21 protein-coding genes are annotated in these 25,125 nt (G+C 54.5%); 7 read left to right on the forward strand and 14 right to left on the reverse strand.

Translation table 11 applies throughout. The features are described from left to right. Positions 1-14 precede the first annotated feature (14 nt). The 4 genes from ABDW13_RS09310 to ABDW13_RS09325 form a co-directional block, all read right to left on the reverse strand. Positions 15-779, reverse strand: a complete 765-nt coding sequence (locus tag ABDW13_RS09310; protein WP_343552271.1) for a glycosyltransferase family 25 protein — start codon at positions 777-779, stop codon at positions 15-17. A 204-nt stretch (positions 780-983) separates the two neighbouring features. Beyond that, the gene (locus ABDW13_RS09315; protein ID WP_343552273.1) at positions 984-1,898 is read right to left on the reverse strand and encodes a substrate-binding domain-containing protein; all 915 of its coding nucleotides are present in this window, start codon (positions 1,896-1,898) and stop codon (positions 984-986) included. 91 nt (positions 1,899-1,989) lie between these two features. Next, positions 1,990-2,769, reverse strand: coding sequence for a TIM barrel protein (locus tag ABDW13_RS09320; protein WP_343552274.1), 780 nt, complete (start codon positions 2,767-2,769; stop codon positions 1,990-1,992). After that, positions 2,769-3,791: a Gfo/Idh/MocA family oxidoreductase gene (locus ABDW13_RS09325; RefSeq protein WP_343552276.1), complete on the reverse strand. Its 1,023-nt coding sequence runs from the start codon at positions 3,789-3,791 to the stop codon at positions 2,769-2,771. Before ABDW13_RS09325 ends, ABDW13_RS09320 begins: the two co-directional genes overlap by 1 nt. A 197-nt stretch (positions 3,792-3,988) precedes the next feature. Between ABDW13_RS09325 and ABDW13_RS09330 the strand changes: the two genes are divergently transcribed. Further along, positions 3,989-5,944: a sigma 54-interacting transcriptional regulator gene (locus ABDW13_RS09330; RefSeq protein WP_343552277.1), complete on the forward strand. Its 1,956-nt coding sequence runs from the start codon at positions 3,989-3,991 to the stop codon at positions 5,942-5,944. Between the two features lie 134 nt (positions 5,945-6,078). Here ABDW13_RS09330 and ABDW13_RS09335 read toward each other — a convergent pair whose 3' ends face one another. Continuing rightward, positions 6,079-6,993, reverse strand: coding sequence for a LysR family transcriptional regulator (locus ABDW13_RS09335; RefSeq protein ID WP_343552278.1), 915 nt, complete (start codon positions 6,991-6,993; stop codon positions 6,079-6,081). Positions 6,994-7,078: 85 nt separating this feature from the next. On the opposite strand from ABDW13_RS09335, the gene ABDW13_RS09340 reads away from it, so the two are divergent. Next, positions 7,079-8,149 carry a tartrate dehydrogenase gene (locus tag ABDW13_RS09340; RefSeq protein WP_343552279.1) on the forward strand — a complete coding sequence of 357 codons (1,071 nt, stop codon included), beginning with the start codon at positions 7,079-7,081 and terminating at the stop codon, positions 8,147-8,149. A gap of 120 nt (positions 8,150-8,269) precedes the next feature. Here the strand turns inward: ABDW13_RS09340 and ABDW13_RS09345 are convergent, their stop codons facing one another. The 3 genes from ABDW13_RS09345 to ABDW13_RS09355 are packed head-to-tail and all read right to left on the reverse strand — an operon-like array spanning position 8,270 to position 11,349. Further along, positions 8,270-9,085, reverse strand: coding sequence for a carbohydrate ABC transporter permease (locus ABDW13_RS09345; protein ID WP_343552281.1), 816 nt, complete (start codon positions 9,083-9,085; stop codon positions 8,270-8,272). Then, positions 9,085-9,957, reverse strand: coding sequence for a sugar ABC transporter permease (locus tag ABDW13_RS09350; RefSeq protein WP_343552282.1), 873 nt, complete (start codon positions 9,955-9,957; stop codon positions 9,085-9,087). Before ABDW13_RS09350 ends, ABDW13_RS09345 begins: the two co-directional genes overlap by 1 nt. 51 nt (positions 9,958-10,008) lie before the next feature. Beyond that, positions 10,009-11,349, reverse strand: a complete 1,341-nt coding sequence (locus ABDW13_RS09355) for an extracellular solute-binding protein (RefSeq protein WP_343552352.1) — start codon at positions 11,347-11,349, stop codon at positions 10,009-10,011. A gap of 531 nt (positions 11,350-11,880) precedes the next feature. On the opposite strand from ABDW13_RS09355, the gene ABDW13_RS09360 reads away from it, so the two are divergent. Both ABDW13_RS09360 and ABDW13_RS09365 read left to right on the forward strand, forming a co-directional pair. After that, on the forward strand, positions 11,881-12,480 hold the full coding sequence (locus ABDW13_RS09360; RefSeq protein WP_343552283.1) for a GNAT family N-acetyltransferase: 600 nt from the start codon (positions 11,881-11,883) through the stop codon (positions 12,478-12,480). 13 nt (positions 12,481-12,493) lie between these two features. Beyond that, positions 12,494-13,585, forward strand: coding sequence for an ABC transporter ATP-binding protein (locus ABDW13_RS09365; RefSeq protein WP_343552285.1), 1,092 nt, complete (start codon positions 12,494-12,496; stop codon positions 13,583-13,585). Between the two features lie 198 nt (positions 13,586-13,783). On the opposite strand, the gene ABDW13_RS09370 is transcribed toward ABDW13_RS09365, so the two are convergent. Both ABDW13_RS09370 and ABDW13_RS09375 read right to left on the reverse strand, forming a co-directional pair. Further along, on the reverse strand, positions 13,784-14,905 hold the full coding sequence (locus ABDW13_RS09370; protein WP_343552288.1) for an ROK family transcriptional regulator: 1,122 nt from the start codon (positions 14,903-14,905) through the stop codon (positions 13,784-13,786). Positions 14,906-14,923: 18 nt separating this feature from the next. Next, positions 14,924-15,802, reverse strand: a complete 879-nt coding sequence (locus tag ABDW13_RS09375; protein ID WP_343552290.1) for a BadF/BadG/BcrA/BcrD ATPase family protein — start codon at positions 15,800-15,802, stop codon at positions 14,924-14,926. 266 nt (positions 15,803-16,068) lie between these two features. Here ABDW13_RS09375 and ABDW13_RS09380 point away from each other — a divergent pair, with 266 nt between their 5' ends. After that, entirely contained in the window at positions 16,069-17,226 is a 1,158-nt protein-coding gene (locus tag ABDW13_RS09380; RefSeq protein ID WP_343552291.1) for a Gfo/Idh/MocA family oxidoreductase, read from the forward strand. A 100-nt stretch (positions 17,227-17,326) separates the two neighbouring features. Here the strand turns inward: ABDW13_RS09380 and ABDW13_RS09385 are convergent, their stop codons facing one another. Continuing rightward, on the reverse strand, positions 17,327-18,565 hold the full coding sequence (locus ABDW13_RS09385) for an MFS transporter (RefSeq protein WP_343552292.1): 1,239 nt from the start codon (positions 18,563-18,565) through the stop codon (positions 17,327-17,329). A 415-nt stretch (positions 18,566-18,980) separates the two neighbouring features. Between ABDW13_RS09385 and ABDW13_RS09390 the strand changes: the two genes are divergently transcribed. Continuing rightward, positions 18,981-19,580 carry a hypothetical protein gene (locus tag ABDW13_RS09390; protein ID WP_343552293.1) on the forward strand — a complete coding sequence of 200 codons (600 nt, stop codon included), beginning with the start codon at positions 18,981-18,983 and terminating at the stop codon, positions 19,578-19,580. Positions 19,581-19,864: 284 nt separating this feature from the next. Beyond that, positions 19,865-22,255 (forward strand): glucose/quinate/shikimate family membrane-bound PQQ-dependent dehydrogenase, encoded by a 2,391-nt coding sequence (locus tag ABDW13_RS09395; RefSeq protein WP_343552294.1) that lies wholly within the window; start codon positions 19,865-19,867, stop codon positions 22,253-22,255. A gap of 58 nt (positions 22,256-22,313) precedes the next feature. Here the strand turns inward: ABDW13_RS09395 and ABDW13_RS09400 are convergent, their stop codons facing one another. The 3 genes from ABDW13_RS09400 to ABDW13_RS09410 form a co-directional block, all read right to left on the reverse strand. Beyond that, on the reverse strand, positions 22,314-23,525 hold the full coding sequence (locus tag ABDW13_RS09400; protein WP_343552295.1) for an MFS transporter: 1,212 nt from the start codon (positions 23,523-23,525) through the stop codon (positions 22,314-22,316). A gap of 111 nt (positions 23,526-23,636) precedes the next feature. Beyond that, complete coding sequence (locus ABDW13_RS09405; protein WP_343552296.1) at positions 23,637-24,527, reverse strand: LysR family transcriptional regulator; 891 nt, start codon at positions 24,525-24,527, stop codon at positions 23,637-23,639. Positions 24,528-24,721: 194 nt separating this feature from the next. Beyond that, positions 24,722-25,090 (reverse strand): helix-turn-helix domain-containing protein, encoded by a 369-nt coding sequence (locus ABDW13_RS09410; protein WP_101762352.1) that lies wholly within the window; start codon positions 25,088-25,090, stop codon positions 24,722-24,724. Between the last annotated feature and the right edge of the window lie 35 nt (positions 25,091-25,125).

Raw genomic sequence — 25,125 nt, forward strand, 5'->3', positions numbered from 1 at the left:
TGATATCAAAACCCTTAATCCTGTTTAACTTCAAAAAATGGTCGAATGAATATGCGCCACAATGAATTTTTCAGTTTAATCTTTAAGGGACGATTATTTCTGATTTTCTTCACCGTCACCTTGCGTAATTCCCTGACAACTTTTTTACTCTCCAGTTCAGCACCACCATGCCAAATTGTCGATTCAAAGCTTAATTCAGATAAATGCCCTATCGGCGGCACCACGGCTTTAATATTGACCACGTCAGACTCAATCAGGAATGTCCAACGATCGGCTTCAAGCCAAATGGGATACATAAATTCGTAAAGCTTTTTAGCGGCAGCCAGATTGATAAAGTAAGCATGAGCCAGTGCAGCCTGGCTAACATTCACAATCTTGTGGTCTGAAGTTGGGATCTTTTCTCCGCCACGCAGGTATTTTCTTACCTCACTTAATAAGCAAAGTGTTGGTCGTTGCGGGAAGTGATTGGACAGATAATCAATAACATTGCGCGAATGGTCGTCAAACAACACATCATCTTCTAATACCAAGGCTAACTCGATGTTTTCCCTGACCATCTTTTCATACACGCCATGATGGCTTAAAGCACAACCAATTTCGCTTTCAGTTAATCCAACCGATAATTCAGGATGGGTTTTTTCGCTTATTTGTTGAGGCGAAAGCAAACGGCCATCAATTGCATTGAAAACATCAGCCTCTAATCCAATGCTGTTGCACTGCTGCAACGCATGCTCTTTTCTGGCTGCATAGTTTTCCAAATTGATGATAAAAACCTTCATCTAAGCCTCAAAATCATGTTGGAAAATCACAAAGTTATGCAATGTTCAAATAAATTTAGAGGGGAATTTTACACGAAACGCGACGATTTTCAGCACCTTTTACTTTAGGCCGGCGCCAAATGTTGTAAGAAAAATGGAATGAAAATGAGGGTAGATCGGTCCCCTCTCCCACTTGTGGGAGAGGGTTAGGGTGAGGGGAAAAGCTTACTTCGCCGCGAACTGCGCGTAATTCTCTGGCGTGATGGTTTGATACGGCACCCAGTTAAACTCCTGCACTTTCTGCTTATCCAGCAGCGCTTTGGTGACTTTCACCGCGCCGGTTGCCTGGCCTTTAGCATCCTGGAAAATGGTTAGCGTCATCTTGCCGTTCTTCACAAACTGCTGACCATCTGGCGTGCCGTCGATACCGGCGACCAAAATCTTCTCGTTCTTCGCCTGGCTCAGCGCCATGATCGCACCAATCGCCATCTCATCGTTGTTGGCAGCGATAGCGTCAATTGGACGCTGATTCAGCAGCCAGCTTGAAACCACATCCACCGCTTCGTTACGCTGCCATTTGGCGCTTTGCTTCTCAATCACCTTCATATCTTTGTATTTGGCGATCACCGCTTCCACCGCGCGGGTACGTTCGCGCGCTTCTTCGTTGGAGAGCGCGCCCATTAGAATCGCCACGTTACCTTTGTAGTTCATCTTCTTCGCCAGCGCTTCCATCTGCATTTCACCGCCCAGCGCTGAATCGGAACCGACATACGCCATATCCGCTGGCAGCTTCACTTCCGGCTTACGGTTAACGAAAATCAGCGGGATATTGGCGTTTTTCGCTGCGGTGATCATCGGCAACACGCCTTGGGTATCCACCGGATTGAGAATGATGGCATCGACGCCCTGGTTAATAAAATCATCCACTTGCTGCACTTGCAGTGCCACATCCCCCTTCGCATCAACAAACTGGCTGTTGAGCTGATTGGCTTTGAGTTCTTCCTGCATTTGGGTGCGCAGAATCGACACAAAGTTGAGGTCGAAGTTAGCCAGCGCCACGCCGACGGTGAAGGTTTTGGCGCTGACGCTCAAACTGAGCAGCAGCGAGCAGGCACACAGCATCACGTTTCTGAGTTTCATAAGTTAAATCCTGTAGGGTTTGAGGTTTTATATTTTTATTCAACAGCTTATTTAGCGCCGGGCAACAGGCAAATACCCGGCGGTGCAACACTTACAAGGCAAAGTGCTCGCGGAACTGCTTGAGCGCGGCACTGCTTTCCCCGCTGGCCCAGCCCTCCATTGCCACCGTGCCTTGATAGCCCACTTCCTGAAGCGCACGGGCGATAGCGTAATAGTTGATTTCACCGGTGCCGGGCTGCTGACGTCCCGGCACATCTGCCACCTGGATTTCGCCTATCGCAGAACCGCAGCGACGAATCAGTGCGATCAAATTGCCTTCACCGATCTGCGCGTGATACAGGTCAAGATTCATCTTCAACGCCGGGCTGTTCACCGCTTCCACCAGCGCTAACGTATCGGCGGCCAGCGCGAACGGCGTGCCGGGGTGATCAACCGGCAGGTTAAGATTCTCCAGCGTGAACACGCGTCCTGCGCGTTCGCCCAACTGCGCCACTTTGCGCAGCGTATCCACCGCCTTCAGCCACATAGCGCCAGTCACCACTTCAACTGGCTTAACCGGCAAACCTTTGTCATCCAGTCCGGTGCCGTGCAGATTCAATGCTGGGCAATTGAGTCGTTCGGCAATCGCCAGCGAGGCTTCGGCACTTTGCAATAACTGCTGGATTTGGTCGTCGTCGGTCAAATTGCCGCTGAGATAGCCGGTCATCGAGGTGAAACGCGCGCCGGTCGCCGCTAGCGCATCAATATCCTTGTTGGCCCAGCCCCAGATTTCGACGCCAAAGCCCAATTCATCAATACGCTTCACGCGCTCAATAAACGGTAAATCGAGAAACACCATTTCGGCACAAATTGATAGTTGATAACCGGCCATTAGCGCGCTCCCAGTTTGATCGGTTTTTGCTGTTGTACCGATTCGATACAGGCCACAGCGATTTCCAGCGCGTTGCGCGCATCTTCGCCGGTGGCGCGCGGCGTTTCGCCACTGCGGATGCAGCGCGCAAACTCGGCCATCTCCGCGACATAGGCTTCGCGCAACAGATCGGAATCCATGCGTGACGTTTCGATGGCGATGCCATCCTGGTGATAACGCACGCAGTGATTGGCGTTGATGTGGCCTGCTAACAACATGCCTTTGCTGCCAAACACTTCGCCGCGCACGTCGTAGCCGTACACCGCCTGGAAGTTGGCTTCGGCAGTCGCAATCGCGCCGTTATCAAAACGGATGGTAACCACCGAGGTATCCAGCAAACCTTGGTCTTTGAAATCCGGGCGCACCAGCGCATCGGCCAGCGCGTAGATTTCTACCGGTTTAGCGCCGGGATTGAAGTGCAGCAGCGTATCGAAATCGTGGATCAGCGTTTCAAGGAAGATGGTCCATTGCGGAATGCGCGAAGGATCGTGCAGGCCCGGATCGCGCGTCAGCGATCGGCTTAATTGCGTAGTGCCATTTTCACCGGCTTTCACCGCGGCGATCGCGGCAGCAAAGCCGGAATCAAAGCGCCGGTTAAAACCGACTTGCAGCACCACACCAGCGGCTTTGGCGGCAGCAATCGCGCGATCGGCATCCGCTAGCGTTACCGCCATCGGCTTTTCGCAGAACACATGCTTGCCGGCGTTGGCCGCAGCGATCACCCATTCGGCGTGAGTGCGTGCTGGCGCGGCAATCGCCACCGCATCGATTTCAGCATCCTGCAACAGCGCATGCAGATCGCTATAAGCTTTCGCCGCCACGCCAAGTTTGTTGGTCAGCGCTTCTGCCGCGCCCGGCAGCGGATCGGCAACGGCCGCCAGCACCGCGCCCGGCACACGATAAGCGAGATTTTCGGCGTGGAAGCTGCCCATGCGTCCTGCGCCAATCAGGCCGACGCGAACGGGCTTGTGATGAAATGTCATGACCTATTCCTTATTGTTTTGGATATGCTCATTCGAGCGCTGGGATGTGCAGCTACTAGTGCAAAGGCGATGCCAACTGGAATGGGCGCAAATTTGTGAAGGCTCACACAGATACAGCTCACAAACTGGCAACAAAATTTACATGTCAACTTCACATGTCAATAAAATGGACATTCCAGTCTGGTCAGGAGTGTCACATGCGTGTCATTGAGCGTTTGCCGTTTAAAGATGAAAGCGATCCGATCTTCAGCTTGCCGGACAGCGCGGAGGTCGGTGAATGGGATACCTTGTTGTGGCAAGGCTGGCACAGCTTTGAGCGCGGTGAACAACCGGGTTGGATGCGGCCCAGTATTTTGCAGTCGTGGCAGCGATCGCATCAGCGCGCTATCGATCCCGCCACCTTCTCCTATATTTCCCCGCCTGCTGATGAGCTGGCAGCGATCCTTGAGCACAATGCTGAACTGATCCTTGCGGCGCGTAGCATCATGGAAAACTTGCTGGCGTATAACCCGGACGGTCACATCAATTTGACCGATGCCAACGGCGTGACGCTGCATTTCTGCGGCGCGGATCTGACGCCAGTCGGCAGCATCCTGCGTGAAGATGTGTTGGGCACCAACTGCACCGCGCGCTGCCTGATTGAGCAGCGGCTGGTGTACGTGCTGAGCGGCGAGAACTGGAAGCTCGATCTGCGCAAGCGCCATTATCAATGTGCTGCTGCACCGGTGCGCGACGCCAACGGCCAGCTGCTGGGCGTGTTGACGCTCACCGCCACGCCTGACAATTTTAATGCGCACACGCTCGGCACCGTACAGGCGGCGGCCGAAGCCGTGGGACAGCAGTTGATGCTGCGTCGTTTGCTGGCCGAACAGCAATCGATCCTCGAAACCTTGAATGAAGGCGTGATCGTTTGCGATCGCCACGGCAGGATCAAAACCCTGAATCGCTATGCGCGGCAGATCTTCAGCGGTCTCGATCCCAACGCCGGACCGATCGATGTGCTGCTGCAACCGCAAGGTGGATCTTTGCTAACCATGCCGTTCTGCAATGACCGCGAACTGCAATTTATCCCCGATGGCATCAATCCCCTCTCTTGTCTGATTTCACTGATGCCCGCGCCCGACGGTGGTCGCGTGCTGTCGCTACGAGAGAATCAACGCATTCGCGCCATTACCCGGCGGGTGATGGGCGTGAGCGCCAGTTACACCTTTGAGATGATTCGCGGCCACGCACCGCGCGTGCAGCAAGCGATTCAAAAAGCGCGCGCCAGCAGCCGCAGCGACAGCACCGTGTTGTTGAGCGGCGAAAGCGGCACCGGTAAAGAGCTGTTTGCGCAGGCGATCCACAACGCCAGCCCGCGTCAACAAGAGCCGTTTATCGCGCTGAACTGTGGCGCATTGCCGCGTGATTTAGTGCAAAGCGAACTGTTTGGTTATGTCGATGGCGCATTTACTGGATCGCGGCGCGGTGGTTCAGCGGGAAAATTTGAATTGGCCGATGGCGGCACTTTGTTCCTCGACGAAATTGGCGAGATGCCGCTGGAAGCACAAACCAGCCTGCTGCGCGTGCTGCAGGAGAGCGAAGTGGTACGCATCGGCGCGGCGCATCCGCTCAAGGTTAACGTACGCATTATCGCTGCGACGCATTGCAACTTGCTTGATGCGGTGGAGAAAGGCGCGTTTCGCCGCGACCTTTACTATCGCCTGAATGTCATTTCACTGGAAATCCCGCCATTGCGCGAACGTCAGGAGGATATTCCCGGTTTGGTGAATACCTTTATTCAGGCGCTGTGCACGCGGTTAAAACGCATTGCGCCGCAACTATCGCCGGAAGCGATGGTGTGTTTACAAGCCTGGCACTGGCCGGGCAACGTACGCGAGTTGGAGAATCTGGTCGAGCGCATGGTGAATTTGTGTGAAGGATTGGAGATTGATCGCCACGATTTGCCGGAAGAGATGGTGCAGCGCAGCGTGCCTGTTGTCACAGAAATGACCTCGTTGCAGGCCAATGAGCGCCAGCATGTGCTGCAAGTGGTGCGCGAGCAAAAAGGCAATTTGCGTCAGTCTGCACAGCTGCTGGGGATTTCCCGTACGGCGCTGTATAACAAACTTAATCAATGGCAGGTGGATGTGGCGGGGTTGCGTAAGGGATAGGTGCGGCTTGTCCCTCACCCCAGCCCTCTCCCATAAATGGGCGAGGGGGCTGTCCGAGCGAGTTTGAAGTAGCTTGCAATATTAATGACATCACCGATCCGTCCCCTCTCCCGCGTGCGGGATGAGGGTTAGGGTTAGGGTGAGGGGAATTCCGCTTGCAAGAACTCAACAAACGCACTGATGCGCGCCAGTGGTTGTCGCTGCGGTTGCCAAACCGCAAAAATATCGCCGTCAGCCGAGCTCCACTCCGGCAGCACATGAATCAATTCGCCACGCTTAATGCTGTACTGCGCATCCCACCACGAACGCAGCAGAATGCCGTGCCCATCCAGCGCCATCTGCATCGCCACTTCGCCATCGTTGGTAATTAAATTGCCGCGCACCTTTTGCGTCAGCTGTTGCTCGCCATCGCCTAAACGCCACAACGCGAAATCGCTGTCAAACTGCCGCAGCAAAATGCAGTTGTGCTGCGCCAGTGCGGCAACGCTGTTGGGCAAACCGTGGCGCGCGGCGTAATCCGGTGAGCAACAGAGCACGCGTGGATTGGTGCGCAGCTTGCGCGCAATCAGTCGCGCATCCGGCGGCTCACCAACGCGGATATCAATATCCACGCGCGCATCGAGAAAATTTAGCGGCTGGCTGCTGAGCTGCAAGCTGATGGCTAATTCAGGATGCAACGCAGCAAAACGCGACACACAAGGCGCGACATGCCGACGACCAAAACCAAACGACGCATTGATATTGAGTGCACCGCGCAGCACCGCCGTTTGGCTGCTGACCGATTCTTCCAACTCCGCCAGTTGATCCAGCAGCGGACGCGCGCCATCCAGATAACGTTTGCCCTCCGGCGTCAACTCCAACCGCCGCGTGGTGCGCTTCAATAACTGCACGCCTAGGCGCAGCTCCAGTTGGCTCAAGCGCTTACTCACCGCCGGTAACGACAAGCCCAGCTCGCGAGCCGCCGCGGTTAAACTGTCGAGCGCCGCGACGCGTACAAAGAACGCGAGGTCATCGGTTGAGGTGCGCGATTCTCTACTTTTATTCAACATTGGCTTATCGCTCAGGCTAATTATTTCCCACAGATGCATGGTTATACTGCGTACAGAACATCAACAGCAACCTGCGAGAAACCCTATGAGCGGCAAAACCTACAAAATCGCCGTCATCCCTGGCGATGGCATTGGCAAAGAAGTGATGCCAGAAGGCATCCGCGTGATGGATGTGGCAGCGAAGAAATTTGATATTGCGCTGGAGTGGCAGTGGTTTGATTTCGCCAGCGCCGAATATTGGCAGCAGCACGGCAAAATGCTGCCGGATGATTGGTTCGCCACACTGAGCCAGTTCGATGCCATCTATTTTGGCGCGGTGGGCTGGCCGGACGTGGTGCCGGATCATGTGTCGCTGTGGGGATCGTTGCTGCAATTCCGGCGCGAATTTGATCAGTACGTTAACCTGCGTCCGGTGCGATTGATGCCGGGCGTGAAAGCACCGCTGGCCAATCGCCAGCCAGGCGATATCGATTTCTACGTGGTGCGTGAAAATACCGAAGGCGAATACTCGTCGGTGGGCGGCACGATGTTCCCCGGCACCGAGCGCGAAGTGGTGATTCAGGAAACGGTGATGACGCGGGTTGGCGTCGATCGCATCCTGAAATTTGCCTACGATTTGGCGCAGAAACGGCCGAAAAAACATCTGACGTCAGCCACCAAATCCAACGGCATCGCCATCACCATGCCGTATTGGGACAGCCGCGTAGAAGCGATGGCGCCGAGCTATCCTGAAGTGAAAGTCGATAAATATCATATTGATATTCTGACGGCGAACTTCGTGCTACATCCGGATTGGTTTGATGTGGTGGTCGCCAGCAACCTGTTTGGCGATATTCTCTCGGATCTCGGCCCGGCTTGTACCGGCACCATCGGCATTGCGCCGTCTGCCAATATCAACCCGGAAGGCAAATTCCCTAGCCTGTTCGAACCGGTGCACGGCTCCGCGCCAGATATCGCGGGCAAAGTCGTGGCTAACCCAATTGGGCAGATTTGGTGTGGCGCGATGATGCTGGAACATTTGGGTTATGCCGACGCGGGCGCGGCGGTGCTGGATGCGATTGAGCGCACGCTGGCGGCGGGCAATAACCTGACGCGGGATTTGGGTGGCAATGCATCAACTGAAGAGTTGGGAGCGGCAATCGCCGCTGCGTTGTAACCAATTGCACAATCTCGTAGCGGCGCGATTTATCGCGTTGTTTAGCAGCGATGTCGCTGTAACAGAGCGCGATAAATCGCGCCGCTACGGTATTTGCGATAGATGTGAATTGTGCCGATCTTACTTCACCGCGCCTTCGGTGACGCCGCTAATAAACTTGCGCTGGAAAATCAGGAACACCGCCACCAGCGGCATAATGACGATCATCGCCCCTGCCATCAGCACCGGAATATCAATGGTGTTTTTGTTCTGGAAGAACATCATGCCAATTGGCAAGGTGCGCAGCTCATCTTTGTTGACCAAAATCAGCGGGATAAGGAACTCGTTCCACGTCCAGATAAACAGCAACAGCGCCAGCGTTGACAGCGTCGGCCAAATCGCTGGCACCAGAATCCCCCACAGAATTTTACGCCGCGACGATCCATCCATCACCGCCGCTTCCACCAACTCGCGCGGCACTTGTTGCAAGGCGGTGGCGATCATCAGCGTGGTAAACGGCAGTGACAACGCTATTTGTGGCAGAATTAGCGCCAGATAGGTATTGGTCAGCCCCATCCAGCTCAACTCGTGATAGAGCGGAATAATAAAGGCTTCGCTCGGCAGCACCATGCCAAGCCCCAGCAGCGCCGCTACAACTTTCTTGCCGGGAATCTTCAGCCAGGCGAAACCAAATCCCGCCAGAATGCCGAGCAGGATGCTGCAAATCACCACCGGAATCACCACCAGCACCGAGTTCATGAAGTAGACGTTGAAATGTCCCTGCTGCCACGCGGTGATGTAGTTCTTAACGTTAAACGATGAAGGCAAGGTAAACACGCCCTGAAACAGCTCCATCTGGGTTTTGAAGGAGGTCATCAACGCCATTAAAAACGGCAAAATGGTCATCAGCGCCACAATCCAAATCAGCGCGCGTGAAACAGTTGGCGTACCGCGCATCAGTGACGCTCCCGAATCGCAAAGTGAATTAGTGCGTTGATCAGCAACACAATCAGCATGCTGAATACCGCCACAGCCGATGCGTAGCCAAAGTAGTGCAAGTCAAAGCCCTGCTTATACATGAAGATGTTGGTCACCATGGTGGAAGTGCCCGGCCCACCTTGTGTCATCACGTAGACTAAGTCGAAGGCTTTCAGGCTGGCGATCACTGTCAGCAGCAGCGCAATGCGCAATTCCGGACGTAACGAGGGCAGCGTGATACGCATGAATTTTTGTCGGCGTGACGATCCATCCAAATCGGCAGCTTCCAGCAACGAGGGATCCATGCGTTGCAAACCGGCCATAAACAACACTAAGCAGAAGCCGAAGAAATACCAGGTTGCCACCAATCCCACCGCCGGCAACGCCCAGGTAAAATCACCCAACCAGGACAGCGCCAGCTGCGGCAAACCAATGGCGCGCAACACCTGATCAATCGGGCCAAACGCCGGGTTATACAGCCAGCGCCATACCACGCCGAGCACCGCCATTGGCATGATGTACGGTAAGAAGAAGAGAATACGCAGCACGCTGCGCTCTTTGTTATTGCGCGTTTCATACAAGAAGCTGCACAGCAGCAGACCCACGCCAATCGGAAACAGCGTGTAGAACAACATCAACAAAGCGTTATTGCCCAGCGCGACCCAGAACACCGGATCCTGGAACATGCGCAAATAGTTGCCAATGCCGATAAAGATTGGCCACGAAGTGCCATCCCATTCGGTGAAGCTGATCCCTAACGATGCCAGCAGCGGCAACAGCAAAAACACCGCATACACCAGCAGCGCGGGCAGAAGATACAGCGCGTTGCGCCAGGCAGATTTATTCAACATAACCGTACTCGCTTGTTCGCGGCTCGACGGAGTACGCCGAGCCGAACGTCATCAGTGCTTGAGGGTTTTCAGGTAGCGTTGATAGTTGCTATCAAAGTTGGCGACGATCTGCTCGGCGCTTTGGCGTCCCGCCAGCAACAGCTGGACGTTTTGATTCAGCTCGGCGTTCATGGTTGGCGTGGCCCAATCAAGGTAATGGCCAAGACCATCATGCTCGTTGAGCGTTACCCACACTTGATAGGCTTCAGACAGCAGCGGATTATCCGCGGGGATCTGCGCATTTTTACTGGTGCCCGCCGGCAGGAAGCCGACTTTCAGCCAACGGTTAGCCATCTCATCCGAGACGATGTAATCGATAAATTTGGCCGCTGCATCCTGCTGCGCTTTGTCTTTCGCGGTGCTGGTAATCGAGAACGCCAGGTCGGTGCCACCAACCATCAGCGGATGCTGCACGCCTTCGCCCGCTGGCATCGCCGCGAAGTGCAGATCTTTATTATCTTTGAACTGACCGAGATACCAGGTTCCACTCACCAGGAAGGCGGCCTGACCATTCTGGAATAAGGTGGCGGCATCATCATGACCAATGCCTTGATAGCCCGGGAATAAATAGCCTTTGTCATTCCAGCTTTTCATCATACTGGCGGCTTTAACCAGTTTGTCGTCTTTGAAGGTGCCGCCAACGTCGTAAATCAAATCATCGAGTTTTTTACGGTCGCTGCTTTCAATCTGCGCTTCCCACAAGGTGCTCAACAGTTGCTGACCCATGTTGCCGTCGAGCAAACCAAGCATCATCGGCGGTGTTCCGGCGGCTTTAAGTTTTTCCATCGCCGCTTCGAGTTCAGGCAAGGTTTTGGGTACCGCCACACCGGCTTTGTCCAATAGCGCTTTGTTGTAATACAAACCGACCATCTCACCGAGGCTGGCGACGCCATACAGCTTGCCGCTGCCGAAATCTTGTTTATCTGACCAACGGTTACGTTTCAGGATCGAGTCCGGGAAGCGCGTGGTCCAGCCGTAGGTTTTGGCATAATCGTCTAATGGCCACAGCAGTTTGTCTTTCACCAGCGATCCCATATCGCCACCGCCCTGGTTGACCTGCGCAATCTGCGGGCCATCACCGGCGGTCAAGGCCAGTTTCAGTGGAATGCGGGTATCTTCGAAGGAGTGCACCGAACGCTGAATGGTGATGTTCGGATTCTTTTGCTGGAAGGCTTTTACCGCTTCATCTACCGCTTCGGTCTGTTGCGGATAGTTATAAATATCCCACTCATTGAGCGTGACCGCCTGCGCGGCACCCACAGTTGCACCGAGCAAAATCCCGGCGGAAACCAGACGCGACAAGGTATGCAGCGAACTTTTCAAACGGGAACGACGATTGGTTGAATCACACATCATGCTCGGTTTCTCCAACAGATGACTGGCATCCCTTCATCTCGACACCTGCGATTCCCGGCAGGTTGATTCAGCAGCAACAACGCACATAATTCATACTTACTTTATGAACAAAAGAAAGTCAAACATCGCCACTGTGGAATTTTTGCTCTGTGATACAGTGCAAAGAGTCAGCGAAAAAGCGGCTGTAATAGCAGAGCATTCTGCGGAACAGCGCGCAAAGCAGCGCGTCCAGAAATGAAATCGCTAGGTATCAGCATAAATCACTCAGCCAACGTTGGTGATTTAACTCACTGATAGAGCATATGAAAATCCTATAGTTATTTACGCCAGGCCAAGGATGCACAGCATAACAAAGCGCGATAGGCCGCGCTGGCGGGCGTTGCAGAGTTGCGATCCCGCTCCAGAATCATCATTTGTTATTGGGGTTCACACCAGGTTTGTGCGCCAGCTCTATTATTACACCTTGAAAACTAAGTCGGCTTTCTTTACCGTAAAATCTGTTCATCTCCTGACCACAGAGGCTCCACCATGACGGCTGAAGGTGTTATTCGTCGTGCCAGCGCAGCGGATTATCCCGCGTTGTCGCGCATCTGCTTAGAAACGGCCAATGCCGGAACCGATGCCAGCGCGCTCTATTCCGATCCCGCGTTGCCAGGCCTGCGCTTTGTCATTCCTTACGCGCGCTTTGCGCCTGAGTTTGCTTATGTGCTGGAACAGCATGGTGAAGTGGTCGGCTATGCGGTGGCCGCGCCGGATACTCGCGCGTTTGAAGCACAACTGGATGTGGAGTGGTGGCCGCGCCTGCAACAGCAATATCGCGATTACACGCCGCAAGCACCGCTCGACAGTAAAGTGCTGGAGGCGATTCATCAGCCCGATGCCGCCGCTGAGCAGTTGGTGACGCAGTGGCCGGCGCATCTGCATATCAATCTGCTGCCCGCCGCACAACAAGGTGGCTGGGGACGCAAACTGATTGAGCAGTTGCTGCATGATTTGCGTGCGGCTGGCGTACCGGGCGTTTACCTCGGTGTTAGCCTGCAAAACGAGCAGGTGTGTGGCTTCTATCAGCGCCTCGGCTTCACGCCGATTATGCGCAGCAACGCCATTTATATGGGCCAACTTCTCTGATTCGAGGCATCGCATGACCAGCCTGCATCTGCAAAACGTTAAGAAGTCCTATGAGAACGTGAATGTGATTCACGGCATCGATCTCACCATCAACAGCGGTGAATTCGTGGTATTTGTTGGCCCATCCGGCTGCGGTAAATCGACGCTATTGCGCATGATTGCCGGGCTGGAAGAGATCAGTGGCGGCAAGCTGTTGATTGAAGGCGCGGACATGACTGAGCAACCGGCTACCGAGCGCGGCATTGCGATGGTGTTTCAGTCCTATGCGCTCTATCCCAATATGACGGTGCGCGGCAATCTGGCTTATCCGCTGGAAGTGATGAAACGTCCGAAAGCGGAGATTGATCAAGCGATTAGGGAAACCGCAGCACGTTTGCATCTCACGGAATATCTCGACCGCTTGCCGCGCGCGCTCTCGGGTGGACAGCGGCAACGCGTGGCAATTGGCCGCGCGATTATTCGCCATCCGCGCATATTCCTGTTTGATGAGCCGCTATCGAATCTGGATGCCGAACTGCGTTTGCAGATGCGTATTGAGATTGCACGCCTGCACGCGTCATTGGGTAACACCATGATTTACGTTACGCACGATCAGTTGGAAGCGATGACGCTGGCGGATCGCATCGTGGTGCTGCGTCAGGGCCGCATTGAGCAGGTTGGCGCGCCAATGGCGCTGTATCGCGATCCCGATAACCTGTTTGTCGCCGGATTTATTGGCTCGCCAAAGATGAACTTCCTTAATGCCGAAGTGGCAGCGATTGTGCCCGGTGCGGTGCAGTTGCGGGTGCCTGCGCTGGGCATCAGTCAGCTGACAATGCCGATTACCGCGACCTGCCAGGAAGGACAGAAAATTACCCTTGGTGTACGGCCGGAGCACTTCCAGCCGGTCACAAGCAATGATGGCGCGTTGAGTTTCAACGGCGAATTGTCGTTTAGCGAGATGCTGGGGCACACCAATTATCTCTATCTCGATATCGGCGAAGAGAAGCTGTTAGTGATTGAGGAGCGCAACGTGGCGGAGCACGCGATTGGCGAGAAGCTGAGTTATCAGTTAAAGGCTGAGAGTTGCTTGTTGTTTGATGAGCAGGGTTTGCGTTTGCGTTGAGATTAGCAAAGCGCGATAAATCGCGCCGCTACAATGATGTGCGAGTTGTTTGTTCAACAATTAAAAATCGCACCGTACCGTAGCGGCGCAATTTATTGCGCATTCCCCCAGCGAGTTTGGTGCTTCAGAAGATCAAAATCCAAACAACGCGATAAATCGCGCCGCTACGGAGGGTGCGGGCATTGATTGTGATATTTCTTACGACGCAATCTCTTCATCGGCCTGCGCGGCCAATAAATCCAATAACTTATTCACGGCAAATCCGGCAGCGCCTTGCGCCCACATGCGATTCGATTCGGTAAGGAATTGCAGCGGCGTCATATGCGGTGTGAGCTTCAGGCGGTAAGTCTGAAAGCTTTGCGTGACGTGATCGAGCAAAATGCGCGATGCCATTTGCGGCTCCATCGCCAGGTACACCACATCCGGATCGTACGCCACCGACAGATTCGCCAGCGACATCCCCAGATGTTGCCCGGCTTCAGCCAACGCGCTCAATACGTCTGCGGTTGGATGCATATCCAGATCGCGCAGCGTTTGTGGCGCGGCGTCTTTGGCGGTGGCGGCGACACGCTGCAAAATTGCCTGCGACGATGCCACATCCTCCAGCAAACGTTCAGAACCATCGCCCAGCAGCGAAACGCCGATCTCACCGGCTTTACCGTGACGGCCGCGATACAGCTGACGATCAAGCAAAATCCCCGCACCAATGCCTTTGCCGAAGGTGGCGATTACCGCCGACTGCGCGTGGCCAAGCTGACCAAACACCAGCGCCGCCATCGCCAGCGCATTGGCATCGTTTTCGATAAATACCGGCAGCGAAAAGCGTTCTTCTAATAGCCGCGCAATCGGCACGTTATCCCAGCCCAGCGCGCGTGACAGCACACAAACGCCGTTGCTGGCATCGACCAAACCCGATAACGCCAGGCCAATGGCGCCGACTTTTTTGCCTTCGACGCCACGCAGAAACTTCGCCAGCGCATCGCCGAGTTGTTTGGGCGTCATTGCGCCAGAGGGGATTTGTTGCTCGCCAATAATGTTGCCGCTGAGATCGGTTAACACCATCAAATTGCGCTCGGCATTGAGCTGAATGCCCACCACGCTGGCGTGATCGGGATTGAGGCCCAGCAGGGTTTTCGGTCGCCCCATCGAGACGCGACGCAGCCCCAGCTCCTGCACGATACCGCCGGTTAACAGGCGATTGGTGGCCTGCGAAACCGTCGACATGCTCAGGCCGCTGCGAACTTTGAGATCGGATTGACTAATCGGCGCATTCTCGACAATCAGCCGCAGAATGCGTGCAGTTACGTTGGGAGCGCTCATGAGCCTCTTTATATGAAGTTAGGCAGGACGTTTTAAGCTGAACTGCTGCGCCAGACGAATCGCCCCACTCAGCGCATCGCCCTGCGGCGACACCAACAGTGCCGCAATATCGGCAGGTAACCAGGCCTGAATCGGGTCGGCTAATCCGCCCATCAACGCCAGTTTACCGTGGCTGCGGGCCAACAACGGCTGCACCATCTGCACAATATCCGCCGCCGATTGCTGCACCAATGCACAACCGTGCAGGTCGCCCTGCTGCGCGGCAGCAAAAATATCCGGCACGACACGGCCCCAATCGGCAGGCGTGGCCTGTTTCGACCAGATCAGCATCTGTTCCGGGCTGTTTTGATAGCCCGCCATGATGTGTTGGGTTAATGGCGATGCGGGAATAATCGCTTCATGCGCCAGCAGCGCCAAACGCAGTGCGCGTTGCCCTAACACCGCGCCGGAGCCAGCATCGGATAAGGCAAACCCCCAGCCGCCCAGCAGCGTGAATTGCGCGCCATCCCAGGCCGCACCCTGACTGCCAGTACCGATAATAAATACCGCACCCGGCGCACCCGCGTGCGCGCCAGCACAAGCAATTTCGACATCGGTAAACAGATAACGCGCCTGACAGCGTGGCTGCCAACTGGCGAGGCGGGCATGCACCGAAGCGACATTCGCGCCTGCTAAACCGGCAACCATTACGGTGCGATCGCGGGCTTCAGCCGATAAATCTGCCTGAATAAACAGTTCATCGATGACTTGTTCAATCGCCGCTAACGCCGCATCAAACTGCGACCAAACGTTAGCCGGTCCACCTTTGGCTTCTGCCAGCACGCGTCCGGCGCTGTCGGTCAAACGTCCACGACAGTGCGTGCCACCGCCATCAATTCCCAGCATTAGTGATTGCACGCGCTTCCTCCAGCCAGCCCAAACGGTTTGACGCTTATAGATGTGCGAAAGATAGGGGAAAAAAACTTAAATCGCAATAACAAATAAATAGGCAATCCGTATAGTTAATTAAATACCAACTAAATCATATAACTAACAATTATTCACAGTTTGAGAACCGCCACACGGATTGACATTAGTTTTTCTGTCGTAATAAGTTAGCGGTCAGATTATCAGCAGCTCGCATCATCGGGCGGCTAACAGACAACGGGCTTCAGGGGTACAACATGAAAGTGGGCATTATTGGTCTGGGCTTTCGTCTTTCCCACGTGGTGAAAGAGTTCAACAAAGCCGACGCAGAGTTTTCCGTGGTGGGTTACGTCGATCCCGCACCAGCCGGGCTGCCGAATCTGCACACCTTTGGCATTGACGCAGGTATCGCCTTCAACAGCGTGGATGCGCTGCTGCAACATGGCGGCTTTGATTTACTGTTGGTCGGTTCGCCGAACTTTATGCACCTTGAGCATATTCGCCAGGGTTTAGCCGCCGGTTACACCGTGTTCACCGAGAAGCCGGTGGTGATCAATGAAGAACAAACCATGGCGATGGCGCAGCTGGTGCGGCAATACGGTCACGAACGCATTTTAGTCGGTTTGGTGCTGCGCTACTCGCCGCTGTATCGTGATTTGTTGGCCGCGCGAGACGAAAAACGCCTGGGTGAAATCACCTCGATTGAAGCCACCGAACACATCAAGCCGTACCACGGCGCTTTCTTCCAGCGCGATTGGCGCCGCCTGGAGAAGTACGCTGGCCCCTATATTCTGGAAAAATGCTGTCACGATATCGACCTGTATCAAGGCTTGCTGGGCGAGCGTCCGATGCGCGTGGCCAGCTTTGGTGGACGTAAAAATTTCACGCCACAGCATGCGCCACAAGGTGCGATCACCGCGCAATCGGAGGTCTATCACGTCAAACCCAGCGGCTGGTCCAGCCAGGATGCGGTGTTTGATGGCGATGCCGACATCGTCGATTACCAAACCGCGTTGATTGAATACGCAGGCGGCGCGACCCTCGCCTTCCATGCCAACCTCAACGTGCCGGACGAATTCCGCCGCTTCTGCGTCATGGGCACCGAAGGCATGGCGGAAGGCGACTTTGTGCGCAACTATTTCCGCGTGCACAACGCACGTACCGGCGATCGTGAAGTGGATACCGCTTACGATGGCAACGCCTACGATGGCCATTACGGTGCGGATGCGTTGATGGCAGAAGAGATTGTGAAACACATTAAACAGGGAACGCCGCTGAAAGTGTCAGTGGTGGATGCACTGGAAGCGGGCCTCACCGCGATCAAAATCGATGAAGCGCGAAAATCGAAAACCGTGGTGGATCTGACCGATAGCTGGAAAAAATTTGACGCCAGCCTAGGGAAAACAGCGCCGTAATCGGTAGTGGCGTCCCATCGGGACGCCTTTTCGTGCAGTTATGAACCAAGGTCACCATGAATGGCGACCCTACAGTGCGTGATGATGCGCACCGTTTTCATCAGGCCGCAGTTTCGTTTTCCAGCTTCTGCCGTTTACGCAGATGCGGGAAAATCGTCATCCACACGCCAACCACCACCAAGGTTCCGAGCCCGCCAATGGCCGCCGCAGGCACTGCGCCCATCCACGCGGCTAACAATCCCGACTCAAATTCGCCGAGCTGGTTCGAGGTATTAATGAAGATGGCGTTGACCGCATTAACGCGGCCACGCATGTCATCCGGCGTATCCAACTGCACCAACGCGCCGCGAATCACCATGCTGACCATATCGAAGCCGCCGAGTGCCGCCAGCGCCACCACCGACAGCCACAATTGCGTAGAGAGCGCAAACACCAGCGTTGCCACACCAAATCCCGCCACCGAACCAAACATGATCATGCCGACATGCTTTTCCAGTTTGTGACGACTCAGCCACACGCCAACCAGCAGTGCACCCACTGACGGTGCACCGCGCAGGATGCCTAATCCCCACGGCCCGGTGTGCAGAATGTCTTGCGCGAAGATCGGCAACAGCGCGGTCGCGCCACCGAGCAGCACCGCAAACAGATCGAGGGAAATCACGCCGAGCACATCTTTGCGCTCACGGATAAAACGCACGCCAGCAAACAGGTTCGGCAGATTCATCGGCAAGCGCGCTTGCGGCGGCCGCTCGTAGCGCAGTCGGCTGACCAACACGATGGAGATCAGATAGAACAGCGCCGATACGCCATACACCACATCCGGACCGGCGACATACAGGAAACCACCCAGCGTTGGGCCGATGATCACTGCCGCTTGCCCGCCCACCGAACTGGCCGCCATGGCACGCGCCAGGATCGGCGGCGGCACTAATGCCGGCAGCATCGAGGTGATGGCCGGCCACTCCAGCGCTTTCGCCACCGAAATCAGAAACACTAAGCCCCAAATCTCAAACTTTCCCGCCCAGTTGATCAGCGTTAGAGCGACGAGTCCCAATAACGCGACCCACTCAATTAACTGGCCAAGCAGCACAATGCGGCGGCGATCGTGCTGATCGGCCAGATGCCCGGCAGGCAACGCCAGTAATACCGAAGGCAGAAACTGCATCAGCCCGATCATTCCCAGCGCCATGGCGCTGTGCGTCAGCGCATAAATCTGCCAGCTGACGGCAACCGAGAACATTTGAAAACCAAACGATGAACAGGTGCGCGCCAGCCAAAAGGCGACGAACGACCTGTGCCGCAGCAACGAATCTTCTGCTGCGGATACCGGTGAACCCATAGTTATCCCATCCTAAATAATTTCATTGGTTAGCGTCGTTGCACCAACCTGATCTACAGCCACGTGATGGTCTGCTTATTTTTTTCACGCCACAGAGTGCAACATCCTGTTAACGCAAACAATGGCTAGCCGTGCTGTTTAAAAACAGAAGCTTATCTGAAATTGCGCTAAGCATAGAGCCCTCAATATTAGCAAGCTGATGGTTCTCAATTGAAAATATTCGCATCATTGCCGCTGTGTTAATTATGTTTTTATTGCATCTTACTCATCACTCAATATCTCTCTATCAGAGACAGTTAAAAAAGATCAACTTTATAAACTAAAGGGTTTATATTGGAGGGGTTAAGATTTCACCAGGCGCCCGTTCTTATAATAATTAAGACGTTCCATCCAATTAATTTATTCACAGAGATAAATGGAAAACAGATCTTATAATCCTTATGTTACAGAGCGCATCCGTCGTTTCGACGGCACGCTAACCGGTGTGTGTTATTCAGCACCCTTTATGCATTGCGACCAGGAAAGTACGGCATCACTTAACGGAAACAACATAATTTCGCTGCATAATCAGTTGCCGGATGCACCCGAATTAATAATTATCCCGTTAACGGGAAATAACTTATTGAGGTTTTTAAATAGCCAGGAAAATTATTCCAATCTGCAAGCCGATAATGTGCATCTGGCGATCAATTACGCCGATTTAGTTCAAAGAGATAGTGCGCTGCGCCACGCTGCGGAACGTTTCTCTTTCTGGCTTTATGATTTGGCACCGCCCGGGACTTGCTGGAACAATATCGCCACCTTTCCGTTTGGCGGTATTGTGCTGACCGAAGAGTTCTTTAACGATAATTATCTCAAGTTCAGCTTTTCATTCCTGCTGGAATCTTGTCGTGAAAGAGAAGCAGAAGTGATATTACGTACGCAGCAGCTCACACTGCCCGCAGCGCAATATGCCGAACTGAATTTAAGTGGCTGGCAAGAACAACGCACCAGCAGCCGCTTGTTTGAAGGGTAAACGTTTACACAAAGTGTTGCCCTTAGGCGTTATGGCCCTACTTCACCGGACATAGCGCCTCATTTCCCTCATAAAATGTCGCAGTACTTCCCCTCCTAAAGTGCAAAGCACTAAAAAAATCAAAACCGTTAACGTTTTTAAGATAAAATTTAACGCAAAGGGATCAACTCGCGCCTGGAAGCGCGTTGTCACATTATTTTTACTATTTCGTACTCTATGTCGGGAAATGGCCCAATGCGTTGTTTCCTTTTAGTTTTTTTATGGCAAAGAAAGAGGTCAATATTATGGGGAAAGCTTCCTCATCTTTTGGCGTAATCCGTTTTCTCACAGTGCTTTTTGCACTGCTGACGGGCGCGTTTATGCTGGTTGGCGGCGTTTGGTTAGCCGCCATTGGAGGTTCCTGGTACTACGTTATTGGCGGTGTGATCATGCTGATCACCGCTGTTCTTCTGTGGCGCCGTAGTGGCTCAGCATTATTGCTGTATGCATTGCTGCTGTTGGCAACGCTGGTGTGGGGCGTGTGGGAAGTCGGTTTCGACTTCTGGGCGCTGGCACCGCGTACCGATGTGCTGGTGATCTTCGGCATCTGGCTGATTCTGCCGTTTGTTTATCGCGGTCTGAATAATGCTGGTAAAGGTGCGCTGAGCCTGATGGTTGTCGCACTGATTGCCAGCGTGCTGGTGCTGGCGTGGGCGGTGTTCCACGATCCGCAGGAGCTGAACGGTGAAATCCCGGCTTCAGCGGCCAATGCACCACAAGCACAGCCACTGAGCAAAATTGATGATGCCGATTGGCCTGCGTATGCGCGTGACCAACAAGGTACGCGTTTCTCGCCGCTGAAGCAGATCAACAACGGTAACGTGAAAGAGTTGCAGGTTGCCTGGCAGTTCCAGACTGGCGATTTGAAAACCCCGAACGATCCGGGCGAAATCACTGATGAAGTGACGCCAATCAAAATCCGCGACACCCTGTACCTCTGCTCGCCACACCAGATTCTTTTTGCGCTGGATGCGAAAAGCGGTAAGCAGAAGTGGAAATTTGATCCAGGCTTGAAGCCAAATCCAACCTTCCAGCACGTGACTTGCCGTGGTGTTTCTTACCACGAAGTGCCAGCGGCGGCGGATGCGTCTAACACCCAACCTGCGCTGTGCTCACGTCGCATTTACCTGCCGGTGAATGATGGTCGTATGTTCGCGCTGGATGCGGATACCGGTGCGCGTTGCCCTGCCTTTGGCAACAACGGCGAACTGGATCTGCAACACAAACAACCGGTGTTGACGCCGGGTCAGTATGAGCCGACTTCTCCGCCAATCATCACCGATACCACCATCGTGGTTGCCGGTGCGGTCACCGATAACTACTCAACCCGTGAGCCGTCTGGCGCCATCCGTGGCTTCGACGTCAACACCGGTAAACTGCTGTGGGTATTCGATCCGGGCGCGAAAGATCCTAACGCGATTCCGGCTGATGAACACACCTTCACCATGAACTCACCGAACTCGTGGGCACCGGCGGTTTACGATCCGAAATTGGATACCGTTTACCTGCCAATGGGTGTTTCAACGCCAGATATCTGGGGCGGCAATCGCACCCCAGAGCAGGAGCGTTATGCAAGTAGCGTTCTGGCGCTGAATGCCACCACCGGTAAGCTGGTGTGGTCATATCAGACCGTGCATCACGATCTGTGGGATATGGACTTGCCGTCGCAGCCGACGCTGGCCGATATCACTGATAAAGATGGTAAAACCGTGCCGGTGATTTATGCACCTGCGAAAACCGGTAACATCTTCGTGCTGGATCGTCGCACCGGTGAGCCGGTGGTTCCTGCACCAGAAACCCCGGTTCCACAGGGCGCAGCCAAAGGCGACCACGTTTCTCCTACCCAGCCGTACTCCGAACTGACCTTCCGTCCGAAACAGAATCTGACGGACAAGGACATGTGGGGCGCGACTATGTATGACCAATTGGTATGCCGCGTGATCTTCAAGCGTCTGCGTTACGAAGGTCCGTTCACTCCGCCGTCTGAACAAGGCACGCTGGTATTCCCAGGTAACCTTGGCATGTTCGAATGGGGCGGTATCGCGGTAGATCCACATCGTCAGATTGCGATTGCTAACCCAATGGCGCTGCCGTTTGTTTCGAAGCTGGTTCCACGCGGTCCGGGCAACCCGATCGAGCCACCGGCTGACGACAAAGGCGGTTCAGGTACTGAAACCGGCATCCAGCCACAGTACGGCGTACCGTACGGCGTGGAGCTGAATCCGTTCCTGTCACCGTTTGGTCTGCCGTGTAAACAACCGGCATGGGGCTATGTCTCAGCGGTTGACCTGAAAACCAACGAAACCGTGTGGAAAAAACGTATCGGTACCGTTCGCGATAGCGCGCCAGTGCCAGTACCGTTCAAAATGGGTATGCCGATGTTGGGCGGCCCAATCACCACCGCCGGTAACGTGTTCTTCATTGGTGCGACTGCCGATAACTACCTGCGTGCATTCGACACCAACACCGGTGAGATGCTGTGGCAAGCACGTCTGCCAGCAGGCGGCCAGGCAACGCCGATGACCTATGAAGTGGATGGCAAGCAGTACGTTGTTATCGCGGCTGGTGGTCACGGTTCGTTTGGCACCAAGCTGGGCGATTATGTGATTGCTTACGCACTGCCAGATGCGAAGTAAGTTTTCGCATTGATGTGATGAGAAAGGCGAGCTGAAAAGCTCGCTTTTTTTGTGGCGTTTAACGCTTACGTAATACCCGTGCATTGAGGAAGGCGCACAGCGCCATAATCACGCAGGTCGCGAGAAACACTGGGCGCATACCCAACGCGCCGCCAATGAAGCCGCCGAACAGCGGACCGGAAACCTGGCCGACATACTGCGCCGAAGTGGAATAACCCAGCATTTTACCCACCTGCGATTGCGGTACGCTGTGGCGAATCAGCGCCGTGACGCACGGCATCAAACCACCCAACGCCATGCCCATCAGGAAACGCAATACCACCAATTGCCACGCTTCAGTGATAAACGCCTGCGGGATCAGCAGCAGCGCGCAGGCCAGTAAACCGTAAACCAGCACGCGGCCATGTCCAATTCGATCGGCTAAACGTCCCAAACGCGGCGCGGAGAGAATGCTGCCGAGCGCGGCGGCTGCCATCACCAATCCCGCCGTTACCGTGACGGCATGATCGCCGCTGACAAACTGGCCGATGTACAGCGTGATAATCGGTTCAATCGACATGTTAGCGAAAATCAGCAACATGCCAGACAGCCACATCAAGCGGACCACGGGCAAATTAGCGGGTGTCTCATCCGCTACCGCGCTGGGTTGGTTGTTCTTCTTCGCGGCACGCGGCACTTCTTTAAGTAAAAAGGTGGTCGCGAGGAAAGCGAGGAAAATCACCGCGCCGGTCAGCCAGAAAGTATGGCGGATGCCAATCAGCGGCGGTAAAACGCCTCCGAGCAGCGGGCCCACCACGTTACCCGCCATGATGCCGGATGACAGCACGCCCAGCGCCCAGCCGGTTTGTTCTTTTGGCGTTTGCGCCGCCACAAGAATGGTCGATCCCGAAGCATAGCCGCCAAGTAAACCAGCCAATAAACGCAGCGCCACCAACTGCCACGGCGCGGTTGCCATGCCAATCAGCGACATCGCAATCGCCATGCCGAGGCTGGCGCGAATCAACATCAGTTTGCGGCCATAGCGATCGGCCAATTTGCCCCACAGCGGCGCGGTTAACGCCGCGCTGAGGAAGGTGGCGCCATACGCTGCGCCCGACCAGCGCGCAATCGCCGCCGGTTCCTGCACGCCGAGTTGCTGCACGTAGAGGGGCAGAAACGGCAACAGTAGCGTCATCGCCACAATGGTGCTGAACGAACCCAGCACACAGACAAATAAATTTCGCTTCCAATGTTGCTGTTCGGGCGCTAACGCGATTGACGGTTGTTGCATGGTGATATACCTGTTTTTGCTTTTTTAGCAGGCTAACAGCCAGCCAACACAGAAAACAGGGTTAAGCAGATAATTGCCAGGCGGCGTCTTATTGTTGTCAAACAACAACAATCAATGACTGCTGAGTGCGTTAATCAATGCATCACACAGCAAGGTCACCGGCGAAGAGGGTTGCGGCTGCTCTTTCAATAGCAGATAGCTGTGCAGACGATCCATTTGCCATTCCGGCAGTACCTGCTGGATTTCGCCGCGCGCTAACGCTTCCTGCGTCATGTAAGCCGGCAGATAAGCGATACCTGTACCCGCCAATGCGGCATTCAGCAGTGCCATGCTGTTATTGGCACGAAAACGGCTATGCACATCCAGCGCCAGCCGCTGTTTGTCGCGGCGGAACGGCAATGCAGCGGTGTGCGCCGGGCCGTGAAACAGCAACAAATCATGGCGAGTAAGGCGTTCGGGATGGTCGATAGGCGTATGCGCCGCCAGATAATCCGGCGTGGCGTATAAACCCCAATCAATGCTGCTAAGTTCACGATAATTCGGGGCATCCGGTGCGCGCGCACGAATCACAATCGCCACATCGGCGTTGGGTTGCGGATCATCGCTGGTGGTGAGTTCAAGATCGACATTGATGTGAATATGGCGGCGGATAAAGTCATTCAGCGTCGACACCACGCATTGGCAACCGTAGGTGATCGGTGCCTGCAAGCGCACATTGCCCGCGGGTAATTGATGTACTTGCTGCACAAAGGCATCGGCGCGATGCATCTCTTCCAGCATGCGGGTACAAAACGGATAGTACGCCTGGCCGAGTTCGGTCAGCACCACTTTGCGCGTGGTGCGTTGCAGCAGCTTGATGCCGAGCCGCACTTCCAGCCGCGCCACTTCGCGACTGACGTGCGATTTGGAGACGCCCAGGGTGCGCGCGGCTTCGCTGAAACTTTGCCGTTCCACAACGCGCGCAAACAGCATCATGGCGGTGAGATTGTCGCTGTTATCCATGTTCTCTGGCAGACGAAATAAGTGAGAACAGTAGCTTAAAAGTAAAACCGGTTATCAGTCACCGCATATTTCGTAGCGGCGCGATTTATCGCGTTGTGTTGACCTTGCCCAATCAGGCATGAAGCCCATCCTGGCATTGCGCAATAAATTGCGCCGCTACGAAGCGTGCGATGTGAAATATCGGTGTAGGTATCTCAACTCGCCATCGCCAATGGGAACAACAAACGATCCGGCTCGACGCGACGTTGGCGGCGCAGTTGGCCTGGCGTGACCATAAAGTAGTTTTTGAAGGTGCGAGTGTAGGCCTGCTGGGTATCAAAGCCATAACTCATCGCCACCTGCAAAATCGCCTCATCACTGTTAATTAACGTCAGTGCAGATTCGGTCAATCGGCGTTGACGAATATACTCGGCCAGCGAGAAGCCAGTGTGTTGGCGGAACAGACGTTGCAGGTGCCAGCGGGAGTATCCCGAGCGGCGTGCTACTTCATCCAGATGCAGATCGTGCCCTAAATTGTTCTCTATCCAGTCCAACAAACTACGGATAAATTCGCGCTGATTCATGGGATTCTCCTGCGTTGGCAATATGTCCAGTGCAG

It is taken from the genome of Pantoea sp. (assembly GCF_039594315.1).
GTDB lineage: Bacteria > Pseudomonadota > Gammaproteobacteria > Enterobacterales > Enterobacteriaceae > Pantoea.